This is a genomic window from Streptomyces sp. NPDC002324, from assembly GCF_053593335.1.
Map to the genome: position 1 here is coordinate 86,593 of NZ_JBSFCF010000036.1, position 17,642 is coordinate 104,234.

The 17,642-nt window shown below is 71.0% G+C and carries 15 protein-coding genes; 9 read left to right on the forward strand and 6 right to left on the reverse strand.

The features are described from left to right. Positions 1-7: 7 nt before the first annotated feature. A complete protein-coding gene (locus tag ACWCRJ_RS34670) occupies positions 8-493 on the reverse strand; it encodes an HD domain-containing protein (protein WP_450942994.1) in 486 nt (161 codons plus the stop codon). Between the two features lie 190 nt (positions 494-683). Beyond that, complete coding sequence (locus ACWCRJ_RS34675) at positions 684-1,856, reverse strand: PP2C family protein-serine/threonine phosphatase (RefSeq protein WP_450942995.1); 1,173 nt, start codon at positions 1,854-1,856, stop codon at positions 684-686. 225 nt (positions 1,857-2,081) lie between these two features. On the opposite strand from ACWCRJ_RS34675, the gene ACWCRJ_RS34680 reads away from it, so the two are divergent. Then, complete coding sequence (locus ACWCRJ_RS34680) at positions 2,082-3,326, forward strand: GNAT family N-acetyltransferase (protein ID WP_450942996.1); 1,245 nt, start codon at positions 2,082-2,084, stop codon at positions 3,324-3,326. Positions 3,327-3,364: 38 nt separating this feature from the next. Here ACWCRJ_RS34680 and ACWCRJ_RS34685 read toward each other — a convergent pair whose 3' ends face one another. After that, positions 3,365-4,189, reverse strand: coding sequence for an Fpg/Nei family DNA glycosylase (locus ACWCRJ_RS34685; protein ID WP_450942997.1), 825 nt, complete (start codon positions 4,187-4,189; stop codon positions 3,365-3,367). A gap of 149 nt (positions 4,190-4,338) precedes the next feature. Continuing rightward, entirely contained in the window at positions 4,339-4,824 is a 486-nt protein-coding gene (locus ACWCRJ_RS34690) for a ribose-5-phosphate isomerase (protein ID WP_450942998.1), read from the reverse strand. A gap of 275 nt (positions 4,825-5,099) precedes the next feature. Here ACWCRJ_RS34690 and ACWCRJ_RS34695 point away from each other — a divergent pair, with 275 nt between their 5' ends. Continuing rightward, positions 5,100-6,557, forward strand: coding sequence for an amino acid permease (locus ACWCRJ_RS34695; protein WP_450942999.1), 1,458 nt, complete (start codon positions 5,100-5,102; stop codon positions 6,555-6,557). A gap of 98 nt (positions 6,558-6,655) precedes the next feature. Here the strand turns inward: ACWCRJ_RS34695 and ACWCRJ_RS34700 are convergent, their stop codons facing one another. Beyond that, entirely contained in the window at positions 6,656-8,521 is a 1,866-nt protein-coding gene (locus tag ACWCRJ_RS34700; RefSeq protein ID WP_450943000.1) for a serine/threonine-protein kinase, read from the reverse strand. Positions 8,522-8,771: 250 nt separating this feature from the next. Between ACWCRJ_RS34700 and ACWCRJ_RS34705 the strand changes: the two genes are divergently transcribed. Continuing rightward, positions 8,772-9,542 (forward strand): cell wall protein, encoded by a 771-nt coding sequence (locus ACWCRJ_RS34705; RefSeq protein ID WP_450943001.1) that lies wholly within the window; start codon positions 8,772-8,774, stop codon positions 9,540-9,542. Positions 9,543-9,758: 216 nt separating this feature from the next. Here ACWCRJ_RS34705 and ACWCRJ_RS34710 read toward each other — a convergent pair whose 3' ends face one another. Continuing rightward, positions 9,759-10,340 carry a biotin transporter BioY gene (locus tag ACWCRJ_RS34710; protein ID WP_450943002.1) on the reverse strand — a complete coding sequence of 194 codons (582 nt, stop codon included), beginning with the start codon at positions 10,338-10,340 and terminating at the stop codon, positions 9,759-9,761. Between the two features lie 462 nt (positions 10,341-10,802). On the opposite strand from ACWCRJ_RS34710, the gene ACWCRJ_RS34715 reads away from it, so the two are divergent. The 6 genes from ACWCRJ_RS34715 (at position 10,803) to ACWCRJ_RS34740 (ending at position 17,511) form a co-directional block, all read left to right on the forward strand. Next, positions 10,803-12,083, forward strand: a complete 1,281-nt coding sequence (locus ACWCRJ_RS34715; RefSeq protein WP_450943003.1) for an ROK family protein — start codon at positions 10,803-10,805, stop codon at positions 12,081-12,083. A gap of 325 nt (positions 12,084-12,408) precedes the next feature. Next, positions 12,409-13,473, forward strand: coding sequence for an ABC transporter substrate-binding protein (locus tag ACWCRJ_RS34720; RefSeq protein WP_450943004.1), 1,065 nt, complete (start codon positions 12,409-12,411; stop codon positions 13,471-13,473). After that, on the forward strand, positions 13,470-14,381 hold the full coding sequence (locus tag ACWCRJ_RS34725) for an ABC transporter permease (RefSeq protein WP_450943005.1): 912 nt from the start codon (positions 13,470-13,472) through the stop codon (positions 14,379-14,381). The genes ACWCRJ_RS34720 and ACWCRJ_RS34725 overlap by 4 nt, the downstream gene beginning before the upstream one ends. Beyond that, positions 14,357-15,196 (forward strand): ABC transporter ATP-binding protein, encoded by an 840-nt coding sequence (locus ACWCRJ_RS34730; RefSeq protein WP_450943006.1) that lies wholly within the window; start codon positions 14,357-14,359, stop codon positions 15,194-15,196. Before ACWCRJ_RS34725 ends, ACWCRJ_RS34730 begins: the two co-directional genes overlap by 25 nt. A gap of 17 nt (positions 15,197-15,213) precedes the next feature. Next, positions 15,214-16,560 carry an LLM class flavin-dependent oxidoreductase gene (locus tag ACWCRJ_RS34735; RefSeq protein WP_450943007.1) on the forward strand — a complete coding sequence of 449 codons (1,347 nt, stop codon included), beginning with the start codon at positions 15,214-15,216 and terminating at the stop codon, positions 16,558-16,560. Positions 16,561-16,593: 33 nt separating this feature from the next. Next, a complete protein-coding gene (locus ACWCRJ_RS34740) occupies positions 16,594-17,511 on the forward strand; it encodes a TauD/TfdA dioxygenase family protein (RefSeq protein WP_450943008.1) in 918 nt (305 codons plus the stop codon). The last annotated feature ends 131 nt before the right edge of the window (positions 17,512-17,642 follow it).

The window sequence follows — 17,642 nt, forward strand, 5'->3', positions numbered from 1 at the left end:
TTCGCCCTCAGTTGTTCCCCGTGGCCTCCTCGGCCGCCGGTTCGTCCGGCAGGCCGAGGAGGTTTCGCATGTGGGCGTACTTGTCGGTCAGGCGGGTGCGGGTGGGTTCGTCCAGGACGGCGAGGCGGGCCGGGTTCGCGTTGTGGGCGAGGTCCGACTGCTTGACGAGCAGGGCGCCCGGGGTGTCGAGGATGCGGGCGGCGTACGCCTCCGGGGGTTCGCCCGCGCGCTTGGTGAGGGCCCGCACGATGGCCTTCGTACGGGCGGTCAGGGGGGCCTCGGTGAGCCAGGTCTCGGTGAGGGCGTCGTCCTCGATGGCGTCGTGCAGCCAGGCCGCGGCGATCTGGTCCTCGTCGCCGCCTCGTGCCGTGACGCCGTCCGCCACCGCCTGGAGGTGCTCGGTGTAGGGGTGGCCGGCCTTGTCCGTCTGGGTGGCGTGGGCGGTTCTGGCCAGGGTTTCGACTTCGGGGAGGGAGAGCGGGGTTGGGGGCATCGGGCGCCTGGCTCCTTCGGATGGCGGGTGGCGGGTGGTAGGTGACGGGTGGGTGTGGTGGGTGGCGGTCTGGATGTCGCCCCCGCCGCCCCTACCCGTCCCATCCTCCAGGGGCTGCGCCCCTTCGACCCCCGTCTGCGGGTCCGGTGGGGGTTGATCGCGCAGTTCCCCGCGCCCCTTTCAGGGGCGCCTACCGTGTCGTCGTCGGGCCTTCTCGGCAGATCAGGAGGAGGGCTCGGTCGTCGTTGACGTCCTTGGCCACGGCTTCGATGAGGTGCCAGGCGGCGCCGTGGAAGCCGCCCGCGACGTAGCGGTCGGCCTCGCCGGTGAGGCGGTCGATGCCTTCGACTATGTCCCGGTCGGAGGTCTCGACGAGGCCGTCGGTGAACAGCATCAGGACGTCGCCGGGGCGCAACGAGCCCTTGACCGGGTCGAACTGGGCACCGTCGTAGACACCCAGGAGGGGGCCCTCGGCGGCCTTCTCCTCCCAGCGGCCGGTGCCCGCGCTGAGCTGGAGGCCCGGGGGGTGGCCGGCGGAGAAGAGTTCGTAGTCGCCGGAGTCGAGGTCGAGGACGAGGTGGATGGAGGTCGCGAAGCCCTCGTCCCAGTCCTGGCGGAGGAGATAGCCGTTGGCGGCCGGGAGGAAGGCGTGCGGTGGGAGCGATCCCAACAGACCGCCGAAGGCACCCGACAGGAGCAGGGCGCGGGAGCCCGCGTCCATGCCCTTGCCGGAGACGTCGGTGAGGACGACTTCGAGGGTGCGGCCGCCGTTCGTACGGGCGGCCACGACGAAGTCGCCGGAGAAGGACTGGCCGCCCGCGGGGCGCAGGGCCATCTCGCGATGCCAGCCGGCGGGCAGCTGCGGCAGCTTGCTCTGCACCCGGATGCGTTCGCGCAGGTCGAAGAGCATGGTGCCGCCGCGCCGCCAGGGCACTCCCACCCGGCTGCGGAACTGGGCGATGAGGAGGCCGAAGAAACCGCAGGCGGCGACCACGAGCACGATGCCGGGCGTCACCCGGGCCGGGCCCTCGGGATAGGGGCCGAGCCGTACCGACTCCACGATCAGCGCGGTCGCGGCTGCCGCGTACAGGCCGAGGAGGCTGGCGGGCCGCAGCAGCAGGCCGCCCGCGACGATGGGCAGGACGAGGACGGCGGGTGAGAACCAGACCTCGTTGATCAGCGTGAGGCAGGCGATCAGCGGGATCATCAGCAGCAGGCCGACCAGGGCGATCCAGTCGGAGCCGTCCCCGCGGAAGTAGTCGACGGCGGATTTGCGCACGCCGGTGCGGACCCGGTGAACCAGCTTCTTCATCCGGGCCGTGAGCGTGTCGGCCGCCGCGCGCCGCTCTCGTCCTGCTGCCATTGTTCGGGACCTTATCCATCGGACCAGCCCCTGTGCACAGGAGGTCCTACTTGTCCCCCTTCCGAGGGCCGGTTCACGACGAATCTCACACAGATCTCACACCGGAACGCGTCCTTCGGCCCCCGTGCGCCCTCCGTGCGGCACCTGGGAAGGATCCCACGTCGCACAGCGACGCGCGGGGCAAATTCGCTCGCCCGTGCCGGATCGCCCTGCTAGGCATGGCGTATGACGACTGAGCTGCGGCCATTGCGCAAGGAAGACTGGAACGTCTGGTACGACAACCTCGTCCGCGCCTTCGGCGGCACACCCGAACCGCCGGAGGAGCGCGAGTTGTGGCAGGCGCTCACCCCGTACGACCGCTCCATCGGCGTGTGGGAAGAGGACCAATGCGTGGGTACGGCGGGGGCGTTCGACTTCCGCCTCGCGGTGCCCGGCGGCTCGGTCGTCCCCGCGGCGGGTGTGACGATGGTCGGTGTCGCGGCCACGCACCGGCGGCGCGGGGTGCTGACGTCCATGATGCGGCGGCAGTTGGACGACATCCGTTCCTGGGGCGAGCCGCTGGCCGTGCTGACCGCGTCGGAACCGGCGATCTACGGCCGGTTCGGATACGGCCTCGCCACGCGCCGGCTCGCCGCCGACATCGACACCGCCCGGGTACGGCTGTCCGTACCGCCCGGCACCGATGACGTACGGCTGCGCTACGCCGACCCCGCGGAGGTTCTCGACGCGTGTGAGGCGGTGTACGCCCGCCAAGTGCCGGAGCGGCCGGGGATGCTGGCAAGGCGGCCCGGCTGGGAGCAGGCGGACCTGCTCGACACGGAACGCCATCGCAACGGGGCCTCGCCCCTGCAGTGCGTGGTGGCCGAGCGGGCCGACGGCGACGGTTTCGAGGTGGTCGGGTACGCGCGGTTCCGGATCAAGTCCGACTGGGGGCCGAGCGGGGCGGAGGGCGTCGTCCAGCTGAGCGCGCTCCAGGCCCTGGACCCCGCCGCGCGCGCCGCCCTGTGGCGGTTCCTCTTCGACATCGACCTGACGTCGTGCGTCGTCGCGCACCGGCTGCCCGTGGACGAGCCCGCGCTGCACCTCGTGTCGGACATCCGCCGTTGTGGACTGCGGATGACGGACGACCTGTATCTCCGGCTGGTGGACGTCGGCGCGGCCCTGCGTCTGCGGACGTATCAGGCGCCGCTGGACGTGGTGTTCGAGGTCGAGGACTCCTTCTGCCCCTGGAACGAGGGGCGTTGGCGGCTCACCGGCGACCCGAAGGGCGCGACGTGCGAGCGGACCGCCGACGCCGCCGATCTCTCCCTGTCCGTACGGGAGTTGGGGTCGGCCTATCTGGGCGGTGTGAGCCTGTCCGCCCTGGCCGCGGCCGGGCTGGTGCGGGAGCTGCGGGAGGGGGCGCTGGCGGAGGCGTCCGTGGGGTTCCTCGCGTCGGGGCCGGCGCCCTGGCTGCCGCACGGGTTCTAGGGCGCGGAGCCCGAACCCGACCCGGCGGTCCGGGGGGATCACCTCTGCTGGCAGGACGGGCACCAGAAGAGGTTGCGGGCGGCGAGGTCGGCGGTGCGGATCTCGCCGCCGCACAGATGGCAGGGCATGCCCGCCCTGCGGTACACGTACACCTCGCCGCCGTGGTCGTCGACGCGGGGCGGGCGGCCCATGGCCTCGGGCGTGTGTTCCGGGCGGACGGTGTCGATGCGGTTGTGCCGCACTCCCTCGCGCATGAGGCCGACGAGGTCGGCCCAGACCGCGTCCCACTCCGCCGGGGTGACGTCCTTGCCCGCGCGACAGGGGTCGATGCCGTGCCGGAAGAGGACCTCGGCGCGGTAGACGTTGCCGACGCCCGCGATCACCTTCTGGTCCAGGAGCAGCGCGGCGATCGTCGTACGGCTGCGGGAGACACGGGCGTACGCGCGGGCCGGGTCCGCGTCGGTGCGGAGCGGGTCGGGCCCGAGGCGCGCGTGCACCGCCTGCTTCTCGGCGTCCGTGATCAGGGCGCAGGTCGTCGGACCACGCAGGTCCATGTACGACGTGTCGTTGCGCAGCCGCAGGCGGACGGTGTCCGTGGGCGGGGGCGCGGGGGCCGGCCCGAAGGTGACCTTGCCGAAGAGGCCCAGGTGGATGTGCACCCGTTCCTCGGCGTCCGGGTCGCCGAAGTGCAGGAAGAGGTGTTTGCCGTGGGCCTCGGCGGTGTGGAGGGGGGCGCCGGTGAGGAGGGCCGCGGCATCACTGAACTTGCCCTGGGGGCTGGTGACGTGGGTGGGCCGGGCGCCACCGCCGAAGTGGGCCAGGCAGTCTTCGGCGAGTCGGTGGATGGTGTGCCCCTCCGGCACGGGGTCCTCCGGGGGTTCGGCAGGGGGTGGGGGGTGGCCGGCGTGCGATTTCGGGTGCGGATGGAGTGGGGGTTGCTCGCGCAGTTCCCCGCGCCCCCTGAAAAACGGGGGCTGCGCCCCCTGCTTTTCCAGGGGGCGCGGGGGGCTTCTCAGCCCTGGGGGTGGTGTGCCGGGATGGGCGGGAGGTCGCCGGTCGTTTCGTACGCCGCCAGCATGTCGATGCGGCGGATGTGGCGCTCGTCACCGGAGAACGGGGTGTTGAGGAAGGTCTCGACGAACTTCGTCGCGTCCTCCTGGGAGTGCATGCGGCCGCCGACGGCGACGACGTTGGCGTTGTTGTGCTCGCGGCCCAGCGCGGCGGTCTCGGCGCTCCACGCGAGGGCGGCGCGGACACCGGCCACCTTGTTCGCGGCGATCTGCTCCCCGTTGCCGGAGCCACCGATGACGATGCCGAGGGACCCGGGGTCCGCGGCCGTGCGCTCCGCCGCGCGGAGGCAGAACGGCGGGTAGTCGTCCTGGGCGTCGTAGATGTGGGGACCGCAGTCGACGGCCTCGTGGCCGGCGGCCTTCAGCCACTCCACGAGGTGGTTCTTGAGTTCGTATCCGGCGTGATCAGAGCCGAGGTAGACGCGCATGGTCCGAGTGTGACACGCGCGTTTCGGCGCGGCACGACGGGGTGCAGACCGGCGAAACCTGGCGCCAGGCCAGGGAACCTCAAGTAAACCTCAAGTAACAATCTGGATTCAAAGGCCCAGTAGGACTTTCGCCTCCGATTCACTGGACCGATCTTTATGGCGGCCCAGTTGGCTCCCGGCTGCCGACTCTCGTTTCCCGCTCGTACGAGAGTCGATCGGGGGTCGCTGGGCAGACGCACGGAAGTCCCCACAACGGCGCAAAGGAAACCTCCCCCATGACCTCGCAGCCGACTCTGCCTCCCCAGGCGGACGATCCCGACTCGTCCTCTCCCCCCTCCCCCGGTCTGCACGCCGGCCTCAAGAACCGTCATCTGTCGATGATCGCGATCGGCGGTGTGATCGGGGCCGGCCTGTTCGTCGGATCGAGTTCCGGCATCAGGACCGCCGGTCCCGGCATCCTCCTGTCCTACGCGCTCGTCGGCACGATGGTGGTGCTGGTGATGCGGATGCTCGGTGAGATGTCCGCCGCGAACCCGACGTCGGGGTCGTTCTCGGCCCACGCCGACCGCGCGCTCGGGCGCTGGGCCGGGTTCTCGATCGGCTGGCTGTACTGGTTCTTCTGGGTCGTCGTGCTCGCGGTCGAGGCGACCGCGGGTGCGGTGATCCTGGAGGGCTGGATCCCGGCGGTGCCGCAGTGGGGCTGGGCGTTGATCGTGATGATCGTGCTGACCGCCACGAACCTGGTCTCGGTCGGCTCCTACGGTGAGTTCGAGTTCTGGTTCGCCGGGATCAAGGTCGTCGCGATCGCCGCGTTCATCGTGGTGGGCGGTCTCGCGGTGTTCGGCGTACTGCCGGGGGCCGACACCGACAAGGCCGGGCTGTCCAACCTGACCGACCACGGCGGGTTCCTGCCCCACGGCCCGGGCGCGATCCTCATCGGTGTCCTGCTGGTCGTCTTCTCCTTCATGGGCAGCGAGATCGCCACGCTGGCCGCCGGAGAGACGGAGAACCCGCAGAAGGCCGTCACCAAGTCGACCAACAGCATCATCTGGCGGATCGGCGTCTTCTACCTCGGCTCGATCTTCGTCGTGGTCACGCTGCTGCCGTGGAACGACCCGTCGATCAAGGAGAAGGGCTCCTACGTCGCCGCCCTGGACTCCCTCGGGATCGCGCACGCCGGTCAGATCATGAACTTCATCGTGCTGACGTCGGTGCTGTCCTGTCTGAACTCCGGTCTGTACACGGCGTCGCGCATGGCCTTCTCGCTGGGCGAGCGCGGGGACGCGCCGCGGGCGTTCGGCCGGACGAACGCACGCGGTGTGCCGATGGCGGCCATCCTCTCCTCCGTGGTGTTCGGGTTCGTCGCGGTCATCTTCAACTACTTCTTCCCCGAGGGTGTCTTCCTCTTCCTCGTCAACTCCTCCGGCGCGGTCGCCCTGTTCGTGTGGCTCGTCATCTGCTTCTCGCAGCTGCGCATGCGCAAGATCATCGAGCGGGAGACGCCGGAGAAGCTCGTCGTGAAGATGTGGCTGTACCCGTATCTGACGTGGGCCACGATCGGGCTGATCCTCTTCGTCCTCGGCTACATGCTCACCGACACCGAGCACGGCAACCGCGAGATCCTGCTGCTGTCGCTGCTGGTCGCGGCGGTCGTCGTCGGCATCGCGGTCGTCAAGGAGAGGCTCGGCGGGCGGAAGTCCGCCACCGCCGAGGTGACCGACAAGGTGCACTGAGATCCTGGATCCTGGCATGGTCCGGGGCCCGGTGGCGGTTCGTCCGCCGCCGGGCCCCGTTTTTCGTCGTCCGGGGGCCTACGGAGTCGTCCGGGGCCCTATAGAGGGGTGAAGGTCTTCTCGACCTTCTCGTAGACCGGGAGGGCGCGGTCCTCGATGTCGGGGTGGTACCAGGTGGTCAGCTGGTACGACTTGCCGCCGGTGTTGAAGCCGAGGGACCGGACGTGCCAGGGCAGTTCCTGGGCGGTCACGGTGTACTCCCACACGACGGCGGGCTCGCCCCGGAACTCGGTCTCCTCCAGACGGATCCGGGTGTATCCCGGCCCCTCGCCGGTGCTCCTCTCCTTCTTCCGCCACTGCTCCATGAGGTCGCCGCGCGCGAGGGAGGCCTTGCCGACGATCTCCTGCCGGGCGTCGGGCGATGTGTAGTGCACCTCGGCCCCGGCGTGCACCTCCCGCGAGAAGCCGTCCGGCGGCACCCAGGCGAACACTCCGGCCTCCGTACGGGCGCCGGGCGGCAGTCGGGGCGGGCGGGAGGTGCCGGCGACGGTGGGGGTGGGGGTGCCGGTGGGGGTCTCGTGGGAGTGGAAGGCCGAGGACGACGGCTTGGCGGTCCTTTCGTCGCGCGAGCCGTTCAGCGCCGGTACGACGACCGCGGCTACGGCGGCGGCCACGGCGAGGGCCGTGGCCGCGATGAGGGCTGGGCGGCGGTGCTTCGGCCGGGGGGCCGGGGGTGCTGTGGGGGTGGAGGGTTCCGTGAGGTCTGCGCGTCCTGCGGACTCAGTGGGCTCAGCGGGTTCTGCGGGTTCTGCGGGTTCTGCGGGCTCTGCGGGCTCTGCGGGTTCCGTGTGCCTCGTGCGGCTTGATGGCACGGGCGGGGCCTCGGAGGACCCGCTGGGGGGCGGGGAGGGGGTGCGGTTGAGGACGGGGGTGGTGGGTCGGTCGGGTTGGAGAGTGGGGGTGGGGGTGGGAGTGGGGGCCGCGTACGGGTCCGGTGCGGGCGGGGTCGGTTGTCGCGGGTCGGGGTGTGTGCGCGGGTGCGGTGCGGGCTCGGGGGCGGGTCCGTTCCGTACGGTCGGCGTCGGGTGTACCGGGGTGGGGCGGGCGGTGGGTGCGGGCGCCGCGGGCTTCGCCGCGGGGTGCGTGGGGGCGGCTTCCGGCTCCTCCGCGTCCGAGGGCCCCGGCTTCACCGTCGGGGTGGTCGTGGGCGGGTCCGTGGCGATGTGGCGGAGTGTCTCGGTGAGTTCGTGCACGCCGGGACGGGACTCCGGTTCCTTCTTGAGGAGGGCGGCGAGGAGGTCGTGGAGGGGGCCCGCGGCCGTGGGGAGTTCCGGCTCCTCGTAGAGGACGGCGTGCAGGGTGGCGAGGGTGGTGGCGCGGGAGAAGGGGGAGCGGCCGCCGAGCGCCGCGCAGAGGGTGGCGCCGAGGGACCACAGGTCGGAGGGCGGCCCCTGCGGACGGCCGGAGATCCGCTCGGGGGCCATGTAGTCGGGGGAGCCGACGAGCATGCCGGCCATGGTGAGGGCTTCGGCGTTCTGGATGGCGGCGATGCCGAAGTCGGTGAGGACGGCGTGATGGGCGCCTGCGCGTTTGACGAGGACGTTGGCCGGCTTGATGTCGCGGTGCAGGACGCCCTGGGCGTGCACCTGGCCCAGCGCGTCGACGAGTTGGAGGCCGATCCGGGCGGTGGCCCGTACGTCGAGGGGGCCGTCCCGCGCCACGAGTTGCTCCAGGGAGCGGCCGTCGACCAGTTCCATGACGATCCAGAGCCGGTCGCCCGCGTCGACGACGTCGTAGACGCGTACGACGTGGGGGTGGTCGATACGGGCCGTGGCGCGGGCCTCCCGCAGGGTTCGCTCGCGCCGGGTGCGGCTGTCCTCCGGGTCGAGACCGTCGATCCGCATTTCCTTGACGGCGACCTGCCGGTCGAGGATGTCGTCGGTGGCCCGCCAGACCCGGCCCATTCCACCTTGACCGATGCTTTCGACCAGGCGATATCGGTCGGCCACCACAAGACCCGGAACACCGCCCCGTGTTATTTCCGGCACCCCCGTGCCCCCCTTCAACAAGTGACCTCACTTGCCACAGAAAAAACAAAAGGTCGCGCATTGGTCACACTTCGTGCCGCACCAGCATAGTGCCGAGAAATCTTGTGGTACCTCTTCAGAGGCCGTGAATTCAGGCACGGTCAGGGGGACGCAAGGGGGATGGAACATGAGTTCTCATCGTAGGACTGTCATCGCCGGATCGCTGCTCACCGTATCGTTCACGTCGGTGATGATCCTCGGCTTCGCGGCGTCGGCGGACGACGAGGGGGGATTGAGCAAGCACGGCGGAAAGACCGTGGACGCGGTACCGGCCGGAGTGAAGCTCTCGACGCTGCTGTCCAAGGAGATCAAAGTCGACAACAAGTCGAAGGAAACGAATATCACCGGCGTCGTGAAGAACGAGGGCAGCAAGGCCAGCGGCGAAATCCGATTGCTCGTGGTCGGTTTCGACGGCCTGACGGTCAAGAACGTCGAGGGGTGTTCGGCCATTCCGGAGGGAGATCTTCCCGACGGCGCGAACAGCGGTTTCGCGTGCGCGATCGACGATCTCGCGGCCGGAAAGTCGAAGACGTACGCGATCGACGCCACGTACGACCTGAGCAAGAAGGGAAAGATCTGCCTTCCGGTCCAGAACGCCGACGGTTCGAAGACGTTCTGGCAGCAGGGTCCGGTGCCGTTCGGCGCGACCAACCAGGCACCCAACGAGCCCGCCACACCGCTGCTCCTCGGCACCGACAACAGCCCGGTCACCCCGGGCGGCGGTGACGACGGGGGCGGTGGCGGTGACCGTGACGGGAAGGACGGCAAGCCGGACGAGCTGCCCCGGACCGGTCCGGCCGATCGCGTCCTGCCGCTCGGCGTGGTCGGCGCCGCGCTCATCTCGGCCGGTGCGGCGGGCCTGTGGTGGAACCAGCGGAGGGCCCGTCAGGAGTCCTGACCCGCCGAGGAGGAGACCGACACTGCGGCGAGACCTCGGGAGGGGCCGGGCGGGGCGCTCGCGAAGCCCCGCCCCCACTCGCTCGCCCGCCCGGTGCGTGGCCGTGACGCGGAAGAGGCTCGCCGGGGTGCGGTCGGAACGGCCGACCCGGCGAACCTCTGGGCGAAGGGCGCTACGTCCGGCGCGGCGCCCGCTCGGCGGGGCCGAGCCGCCGCTTCACTTCCTCAGCAGCTTCCAGGCCGTCGGCAGCAGTCCCATGGCCAGGACGACCTTGATGGCGTCGCCGATCAGGAACGGTGTGAGGCCGAGCGCGACGGCGGAGGAGAGGCTGATGTCGGCGGTGGCGGCGAGGTACGGGACGCCCACGGCGTAGATGATCGCCTCGCCGACGAGCATCGTGCCCGCCATGCGCGCTGTCGAACGGTCGCCGCCACGTCGGGCCAGAGCGCCCACGGCGGCGACGGCCAGGATCATGCCGAGGATGTAGCCGAAGGAGACGCCGACACCGGAGGTGCCGTTCGCGAACCACGGCACACCGGCCAGACCGACCAGCGCGTACAGGCTCAGCGAGGCGACACCGCGGCTCGCGCCCAGGGTGGTGCCGACGAGCAGGGCGGCGAAGGTCTGGCCGGTGACCGGCACCGGGGAGCCCGGCACGGGCACGGCGATCTGCGCGGCGAGCCCGGTGAGCGCGGCGCCGCCGACCACGAGCGCGAGGTCGCGGACGCGGGCGCCGGAGACGGGCAGGAGGTCGGCGAGGACCTCGCCGGGGCGGGCTGACGTGGCGGCGGTGCTCATGTGCGGGCTCACTCCGGCGGGTGAAGACGGCGGGGACACGGTGACGCTATCCCCGGGCCCGTGCCCCGGGCACCGTCATGTCTCGACAAAGGGGGGAACAAGCCCTTGGTGTGCTTCGAACAAAGGATGCGTGTTACACCTGATACGGCGTGACACCGGTCACTGAGGTGAGGTGGTTCGGGACACCCAGAAGCGCCCTCGTGGGTTCTGTAGGGTTTCACCAATCGAGTCGTCGGCATGGACAGCTGCCGTCTCGCCCGTCGGTCGCCGTCTGGGCAGCGGTGGGCCGTTTTGCTAGCTTCGAGCGCATGGTTGCTCAGGCCCGGTACTTCTCGTCGCGTCGCTACGTCGACCTGCGACGCGTGGGCACGGCCACCTGTCGCCGTCCCGGGTGAGGCGGCTCCGGCATGCCTCGCCCTTCGAGACGGCGCAGTGTCGGACCCGTTCCCGAGGATGATCGTCATGCCCCAAGCCGCGGCAGCACCCACCCTGTACGCTCCCGCTCCCTCTCCCTCTCTCGCTTCTTCTCCTCCCTCTCCCTCGTTCGCCTCCTCTCCTGTGCCGCGTGTCGCGGACAGTGACCGGCGGCGGACGAGTGCCAGCGTGGTGCTGCGGTCCGTGCTGGAGCACGGGCCCGTGGCGCGCAGCAACATCGCCCGGGTGACGGGCCTCTCCCCCGCCTCGGTGACCGACTACTGCGCCCGGTTCGCGGGGCTCGGTCTCATCCGCGAGGCCGAACCGCCCCGGCGGACCAAGGGGACCGGGCGCCCGCACGTGCCTCTCGACCTGGACGACTCGCGGTTCCTGGTGGGCGGGGTGCATGTGGCCGTGCCGTACACGACCGTGGCGCTGCTCGATCTGCGCGGACGGGTCGTCGAGGAGCGGCGGTTGAAGCACGACTCCACCGATCCCGCCCCGGTCCTGGCGCGGGCCGCCGACGAACTCCGCGCCCTGCTGGACGCGTCGCCGGGCTGCAGGCCCCTGGCCGTCGGCTTCGCGGCCGGCGGCTGGGTGGACCGGGAGAGCGGGACGGTCGTCGAGCATCCGCTGCTGGGCTGGCGCGAGGTGCCGGTGCGGGAGATCCTCGGTGCCCGGACGGGGCTGCCGGTCCATGTGGACGGGCACGCACGGGCGTTGGTGGGCGCCGAGCAGCTGTTCGGGCGGGCGCGGGGCAGCCGGAGCGTGCTGCATCTGTTCGTCGGCAACATGGTCGACGCGGCGTTCGCGACCAACGACGAGGTGCACCACGGCCCCCGCTCGCAGGCCGGGGCGATCGCCCATCTGCCCCTGCCCGGCGGCACCGAGGCCTGCGCGTGCGGGCGGACCGGCTGCCTCCAGGCCGAGTTGAGCGAACTGACCCTGTGCCGGCGGGCGCGGGCGGCCGGGGTCATCGACGGCGCGAACCCGATGCGGGTGCTGGCGGCGGCGACGGACGGCGACACGGTGGCCGCGGGGTTGCTGGTGGAGCGGGCGCGGCTGGTGGGGCGGGCGGTGGAGTTCTTGCTCGACGTGCTGAACCCGGAGACCGTGGTCGTCACCGAGCTCGGGATCATCGGCCGGGAGGACTGTCTCGCGGCGTTGCGCGAGGCCGTCGGACCGGACCGGGCGGCTGCCGTCGGGCCCACGAGCTTCCCCGACTCCGTGCTGGCCACGGCGGGCGGGGCGGTGGCCCTGGACGTGCTCTACCGGGACCCGTTGGGGGCTCTCGCCCGTCTCGACCGCGCTTCCGCCCAGACCGGTTAATTCAGAAACTCCGAATGTTGACAGGCAATACCGAAGACCGGGAACATCGTATTCATGCTGCTCACGAGTTGTCGCACCCTCTGTTGCTGACACGTTGACGTTCCGGAGTGCCCTTCGCGCTCCGACCGACGCGGCACTTCCTCCTGCGTGAATTCGTCTTCCGCAGCTCTCCTTCCGTCCGCCTCCGCGGATTCCACCCCTGCGCGATTCGTGCGCTGAGCCGTACGCGGTTCCGTGTGCGGCTCCGTGCGGCGCCGGTGCGCGATTGCGTGCGCCTTCCCACCGCTTCCCACCCTTTCCCACCGTTTCCCCTGGGGGTCCTCCCATGTCCACTTCCGCCGCGCCCGGTTTCGACCGGCGACTCTTCCTCACCTCCCTCCTCGGCGTCACGGCCGCGGCGGCCGGGCTCAGTGGGTGCGCCGACAGCAGCGCGGCGACCGCCCGGACGGCCGCCGACGCGCCGCTGCCCACCAAGGTGCCCTCGGGTACGAGCCTGAAGATCGCCTCCTTCCAGAGCCAGCAGGAATTGCAGCTCAAGCTCGCGAAACTCGACGATCTGCCTTTCAAGGTGAGCAGTTGGGCGAACATCGGCGCCGGACCCGATGTCATCAACGCCTTTCGCGCCGGTTCGCTGGACGTCGCCAACAACGCGGGAATTCCGCCGATCCAGGCGCATTACCAGGGATACGACGCGAAGATCGTCGCGATCAACGTCACCCGGAAGCCGAACTATCTCTTCGCCACCAAGCCCGGCAGCGACATCGCCTCGGTGAAGGACTTCCGGGGCAAGAGGCTCGCCTTCTCGCAGGGGCAGGCGCAGGGCGTCGTCCTGCTGCGGGCGCTGAAGGAGGCGGGGCTCGCGTACGACGACGCGGAACTCGTGCCGCTCACCAGCAACCAGTTCCTGACGGCCCTGCAGTCGGGCCAGGTGGACGTCGCCCCGCTCGCGAACCAGCAGGCGCCCGCCTATCTGCAGCAGTACAAGGCCAAGGGCGCCCGCACCATCCCCACGGATGTGGTGGACCTGCTCAACCTGCTGTGGGCGCCGGCCTCCGTGCTGGGCGACTCCGCGAAGGTGGCCGCCGTCGCCGCGTACATCCCGTACTGGGCGAAGGGCGCGGTCTGGCAGTACGAGAACCCGGACATCTGGAACAAGGAGTTCTACGTGAAGACCCAGAACCTGACGCTCCCCCAGGCGGAGTCGATCACCGAACTCGCCAACAAGCCGCTGTTCCCGCCGAGTTGGGACGAGTCCATCAAGTGGGAGCAGGAGACCGCGGATCTGCTGGCGGAGGGCGGCTTCGTGAAGAAGTTCGACGTCACCTCCCTCTTCGACCGGCGGTTCGAGCAGATCGCGGCGAAGGCCGTGCCCGCGGAGTACCGGAAGTGAGCGCCGTGACCACGGGTGCCCCGACGGCGACGGGCACCACGACGACCACCGGGCGGGGCCCCACGACCGTCCCCGCCACCACCGCCGGGGCCGCCCCCCTCGCCACCGAGCGGACCTCCCAGGTCCGCAGGCGCCGGCGCCTCTCCCCCGGCAAACGGCTGCCCGCCTCCCGCCTCGTCGGGCCGGTACTGTTCCTCGCCCTGTGGGCTCTGGCCTCCGCCGCCGGGCAGCTCGATCCGGCAGCGGTCCCGGCGCCCTGGACGGTGCTGGAGACGGGCGTACACCTGTGGACCGACGGAACGCTGACGACGGACATCCTGACCTCGTTGCAGCGAGCCGGAACCGGCTTCGTGATCGGGCTGACCGCCGGTGTCGCGCTCGCCCTGGCCGCCGGGCTCAGCCGGGTCGGCGAGGCCCTGATCGACGGGACCGTGCAGCTCAACCGGGCGATCCCGACGCTGGGTCTGATCCCCCTGTTCATCCTGTGGCTCGGCATCGGCGAGACCTTCAAGATCGCGATCATCGCCATCGTCGTCTACATCCCGATCTACCTCAACACCCATGCCGCGCTGGCCGGGATCGACAGCCGTTTCGTCGAACTCGCCGAGGTCCAGGGCCTGTCGCGGTTCCGGTTCGTCCGGCAGATCGTCATCCCCGGCGCGCTGCCCGGCTTCTTCGTGGGCCTGCGGCTCGGGGTGACCGGCTCCTGGCTGGGCCTGGTCGTGCTGGAGCAGATCAACGCCACCAACGGACTCGGCTACATGATGTTCCAGGCCCAGAACTACGGCCAGAGCGACGTGATCCTCGTCGGCCTGGTCGTCTACGGGATCTTCGGCCTGGTCTCCGACAGCGCGGTCCGTCTCATCGAACGGAGGGTGCTGTCATGGCGACGCACGCTGAGCAGCTGACGACCACCGGACGGCCGGTCACCCCCGAGCCGCCGGCCGACCACGAGGCGCCGACGGCCGCGAGCACGGCCCCGGCCACGGCCGCAGCCACCACAGCCACAGCCGCCCGGCCCACCGTACGGCTGAGGGACCTCACCCGGTCCTTCGACGGACGGAAGGTCCTCGACGGCATCGACCTCGACATCCCCGCCGGGCAGTTCGTGGCCCTGCTCGGACACAGCGGCTCCGGCAAGAGCACGCTGCTGCGGGCCGTCGCCGGCCTCGACCACGAGGTGGTGGGCAGCGGGCAGCTCACCGCGCCCACCCGGGTGTCCGTCGTCTTCCAGGACTCCCGGCTGCTGCCCTGGCGCCGGGTGCTCGACAACGTACTGCTCGGCACCGAAGGCAAGGAGGCCGCCGACCGGGGCCGCGAGGCGCTCGCCGAGGTGGGCCTGAAGGGCCGCGAGCGGGCCTGGCCGAACGAGCTGTCCGGCGGCGAGGCCCAGCGCGCCGCACTGGCCCGCTCCCTGGTCCGCGACCCCGAACTCCTGCTGGCCGACGAGCCGTTCGGCGCCCTGGACGCGCTCACCCGGATCCGGATGCACACCCTGCTCAGGCAGCTGTGGGAGCGCCACAGGCCCTCCGTCCTGCTCGTCACCCACGACGTCGACGAGGCGATCGTGCTCGCCGACCGGGTCCTCGTGCTCGAAGAGGGCCGCATCGGCCTCGACCTGACCATCGACCGCCCGCACCCCCGCTCGTACCGGGACCCCCTGCTGGGCGACTACCGCGAACGGCTGCTGGCCGCGCTCGGCGTGAAAGAGGACCACCAGTGACCCGGGAGAACAGACACGTGCCCGCACGACAGCTCCACCTCAACGCGTTCCTGATGAACACCGGCCACCACGAGGCGTCGTGGCGCCTGCCGGAGTCCGACCCGTACGCGCACGTCGAGCTGGACCACTATGTGCGGCTGGCCCGGATCGCGGAGCGGGGCACGTTCGACTCGCTCTTCCTGGCCGACGGGCCGCAGCTGTGGGGCAGCGTGGGCCAGCGTCCGGCGGGCGCCCTGGAACCGCTCACCCTGCTGACCGCGCTGGCGACGGCCACCGAGCACATCGGTCTGATCGCGACCGCCTCCACCTCCTACAACTCCCCCTACAACCTGGCCCGCAAGTTCGCCTCGCTCGACATCCTCAGCGGCGGCCGGGCCGGCTGGAACATCGTCACCACCGCCGGCGCGGAGGCCGCCCGCAACTTCGGTCTTGACGCCGAGCCCGCACACGCCCAGCGGTACGCGCGGGCCTCCGAGTTCCTCGACGTGGCCCTGAAGCTCTGGGACAGCTGGGAGGACGACGCGATCGTCGCCGACAAGGAGTCCGGGGTCTGGGCCGACGACACCAAGATCCATCCGCCCCGGCACCGGGGGACGTACTTCAGCGTGGAGGGCGCGCTCAACGTGCCGCGCTCGCCGCAGGGTTACCCGCTGCTCGTGCAGGCGGGGTCGAGCGAGGACGGCAAGGCGTTCGCGGCCCGGTACGCGGAGGCCGTGTTCACCGCGCAGCAGACGATCGAGGACGCGCAGGCCTTCTACGCCGACCTCAAGTCCCGTACGGCGGCGGCCGGCCGGGACCCCGAGCACATCAAGGTGCTGCCCGGGATCGTCCCGGTCCTCGGGTCGACGGAGGCCGAGGCGAGGGCGGCCGAGCGGGTCCTGGAGGACCACATCGTGTACACGCACGGCGTGGGCAACCTGGAGCGGCTGCTGCAACTGCCCGCCGGGTCACTGGACCTGGATGGCCGGCTGCCCGCCGATCTCCCTCCCGAGAGTTCGATCGAGGGCGCCAAGAGCCGCTACACGCTCGTCGTCGAGCTGGCCCGGCGCGACCGGCTCACCGTGCGGGAGCTGATCGGGCGGCTGGGCGGCGGGCGTGGGCACCTCACCTTCGCCGGGACGCCCGAGCAGGTCGCCGACAAGATCGAGGCCTGGTTCACGCGGGGTGCCGCCGACGGCTTCAACATCATGCCGGCGGTCCTGCCGTCCGGCCTCGACGCCTTCGTCGACCACGTCGTCCCGATCCTGCGCGCCCGCGGTCTGCTGCGCACCCAGTACGGCCCGCGCCGCACCCTGCGGGACCGCTACGGCCTGCCGCGCCCCGCCAACCAGCACGTCCACGCGTCCGCACCCGCCCTCGTCTGATCCCGAAGCCCGGCCCGTGAAAGGAAGCACGTCATGACCATCGAGATCCAGAAGGTCACCGCCCGTATCGGTGCCCGCGTCCTGGGCGTCGACATCTCCAAGCCCCTCGACGAGGAGACGGTCGCGGCTCTCCGGGAGGCCCTCAACGTGCACAAGGCGCTCGTCCTCAACGACGTGCACCTCGACGACGAGTCCCACCAGGCCTTCGTCCGCCACTTCGGTGACATCACCACGGCCCACCCGACGGTGGCCGCCGTCGAGGGTGCCGCGAGCGTCCTGCCCGTGGACAGTGAGCGGGGGCGCGCCAACCACTGGCACACCGATGTCACGTTCGTCCTCAACCCGCCGCAGGCCACGACCCTGCGCAGCATCACCGTCCCGCCGTACGGCGGCGAGACCCTGATCGCCAACTCGGCGGCGGCCTACCGGGACCTGCCCGAGCCGCTGCGGCGGCTGGCCGACGGGCTGTGGGCCGAGCACACCAACGACTACGACTACGCGGTGCCCGACGAGGAGATCGACGCGGAGAAGGCCGAGCAGCGCGCCCGGTTCACCTCGATCAAATACCGCACGGCCCATCCGGTCGTGCGCGTCCATCCGCTGACCCGTGAACGCGGGCTGTTCATCGGCGGGTTCGCGCAGCGGATCGTGGGCCTGTCGCTGGGCGAGTCCCGCAAGCTGCTCGACCTGCTGCAGTCGTACGTGACCCGGCCGGAGAACGTGCTGCGCCACCGCTGGTCGGAGAATCAGCTCGTCGTCTTCGACAACCGCATCACGCAGCACTACGCCATCGACAACTACGACGGTCTGCCGCGCCGGCTGCACCGGGTGACCGTCGCCGGTGACGTGCCGGTGGGCATCGACGGCACGGAGAGCCGCTCGATCGAGGGCGACGCCTCGCACTACACGTCCGTGGCCGCACGGCGGGAGGCGGTCGCCGTGGCCGCGTAGGTACGGCTCGGATGCTCCGGGAAGGCGAGAACCCCCGCGCGGACGTGACGCGCGGGGGGGGTGGGCGGTCCGGGGCGCCGGCAAGCCCCCCCCGGGGGGCGGGGTGCCGGGGGGCGGGGGTTCCGGGATGA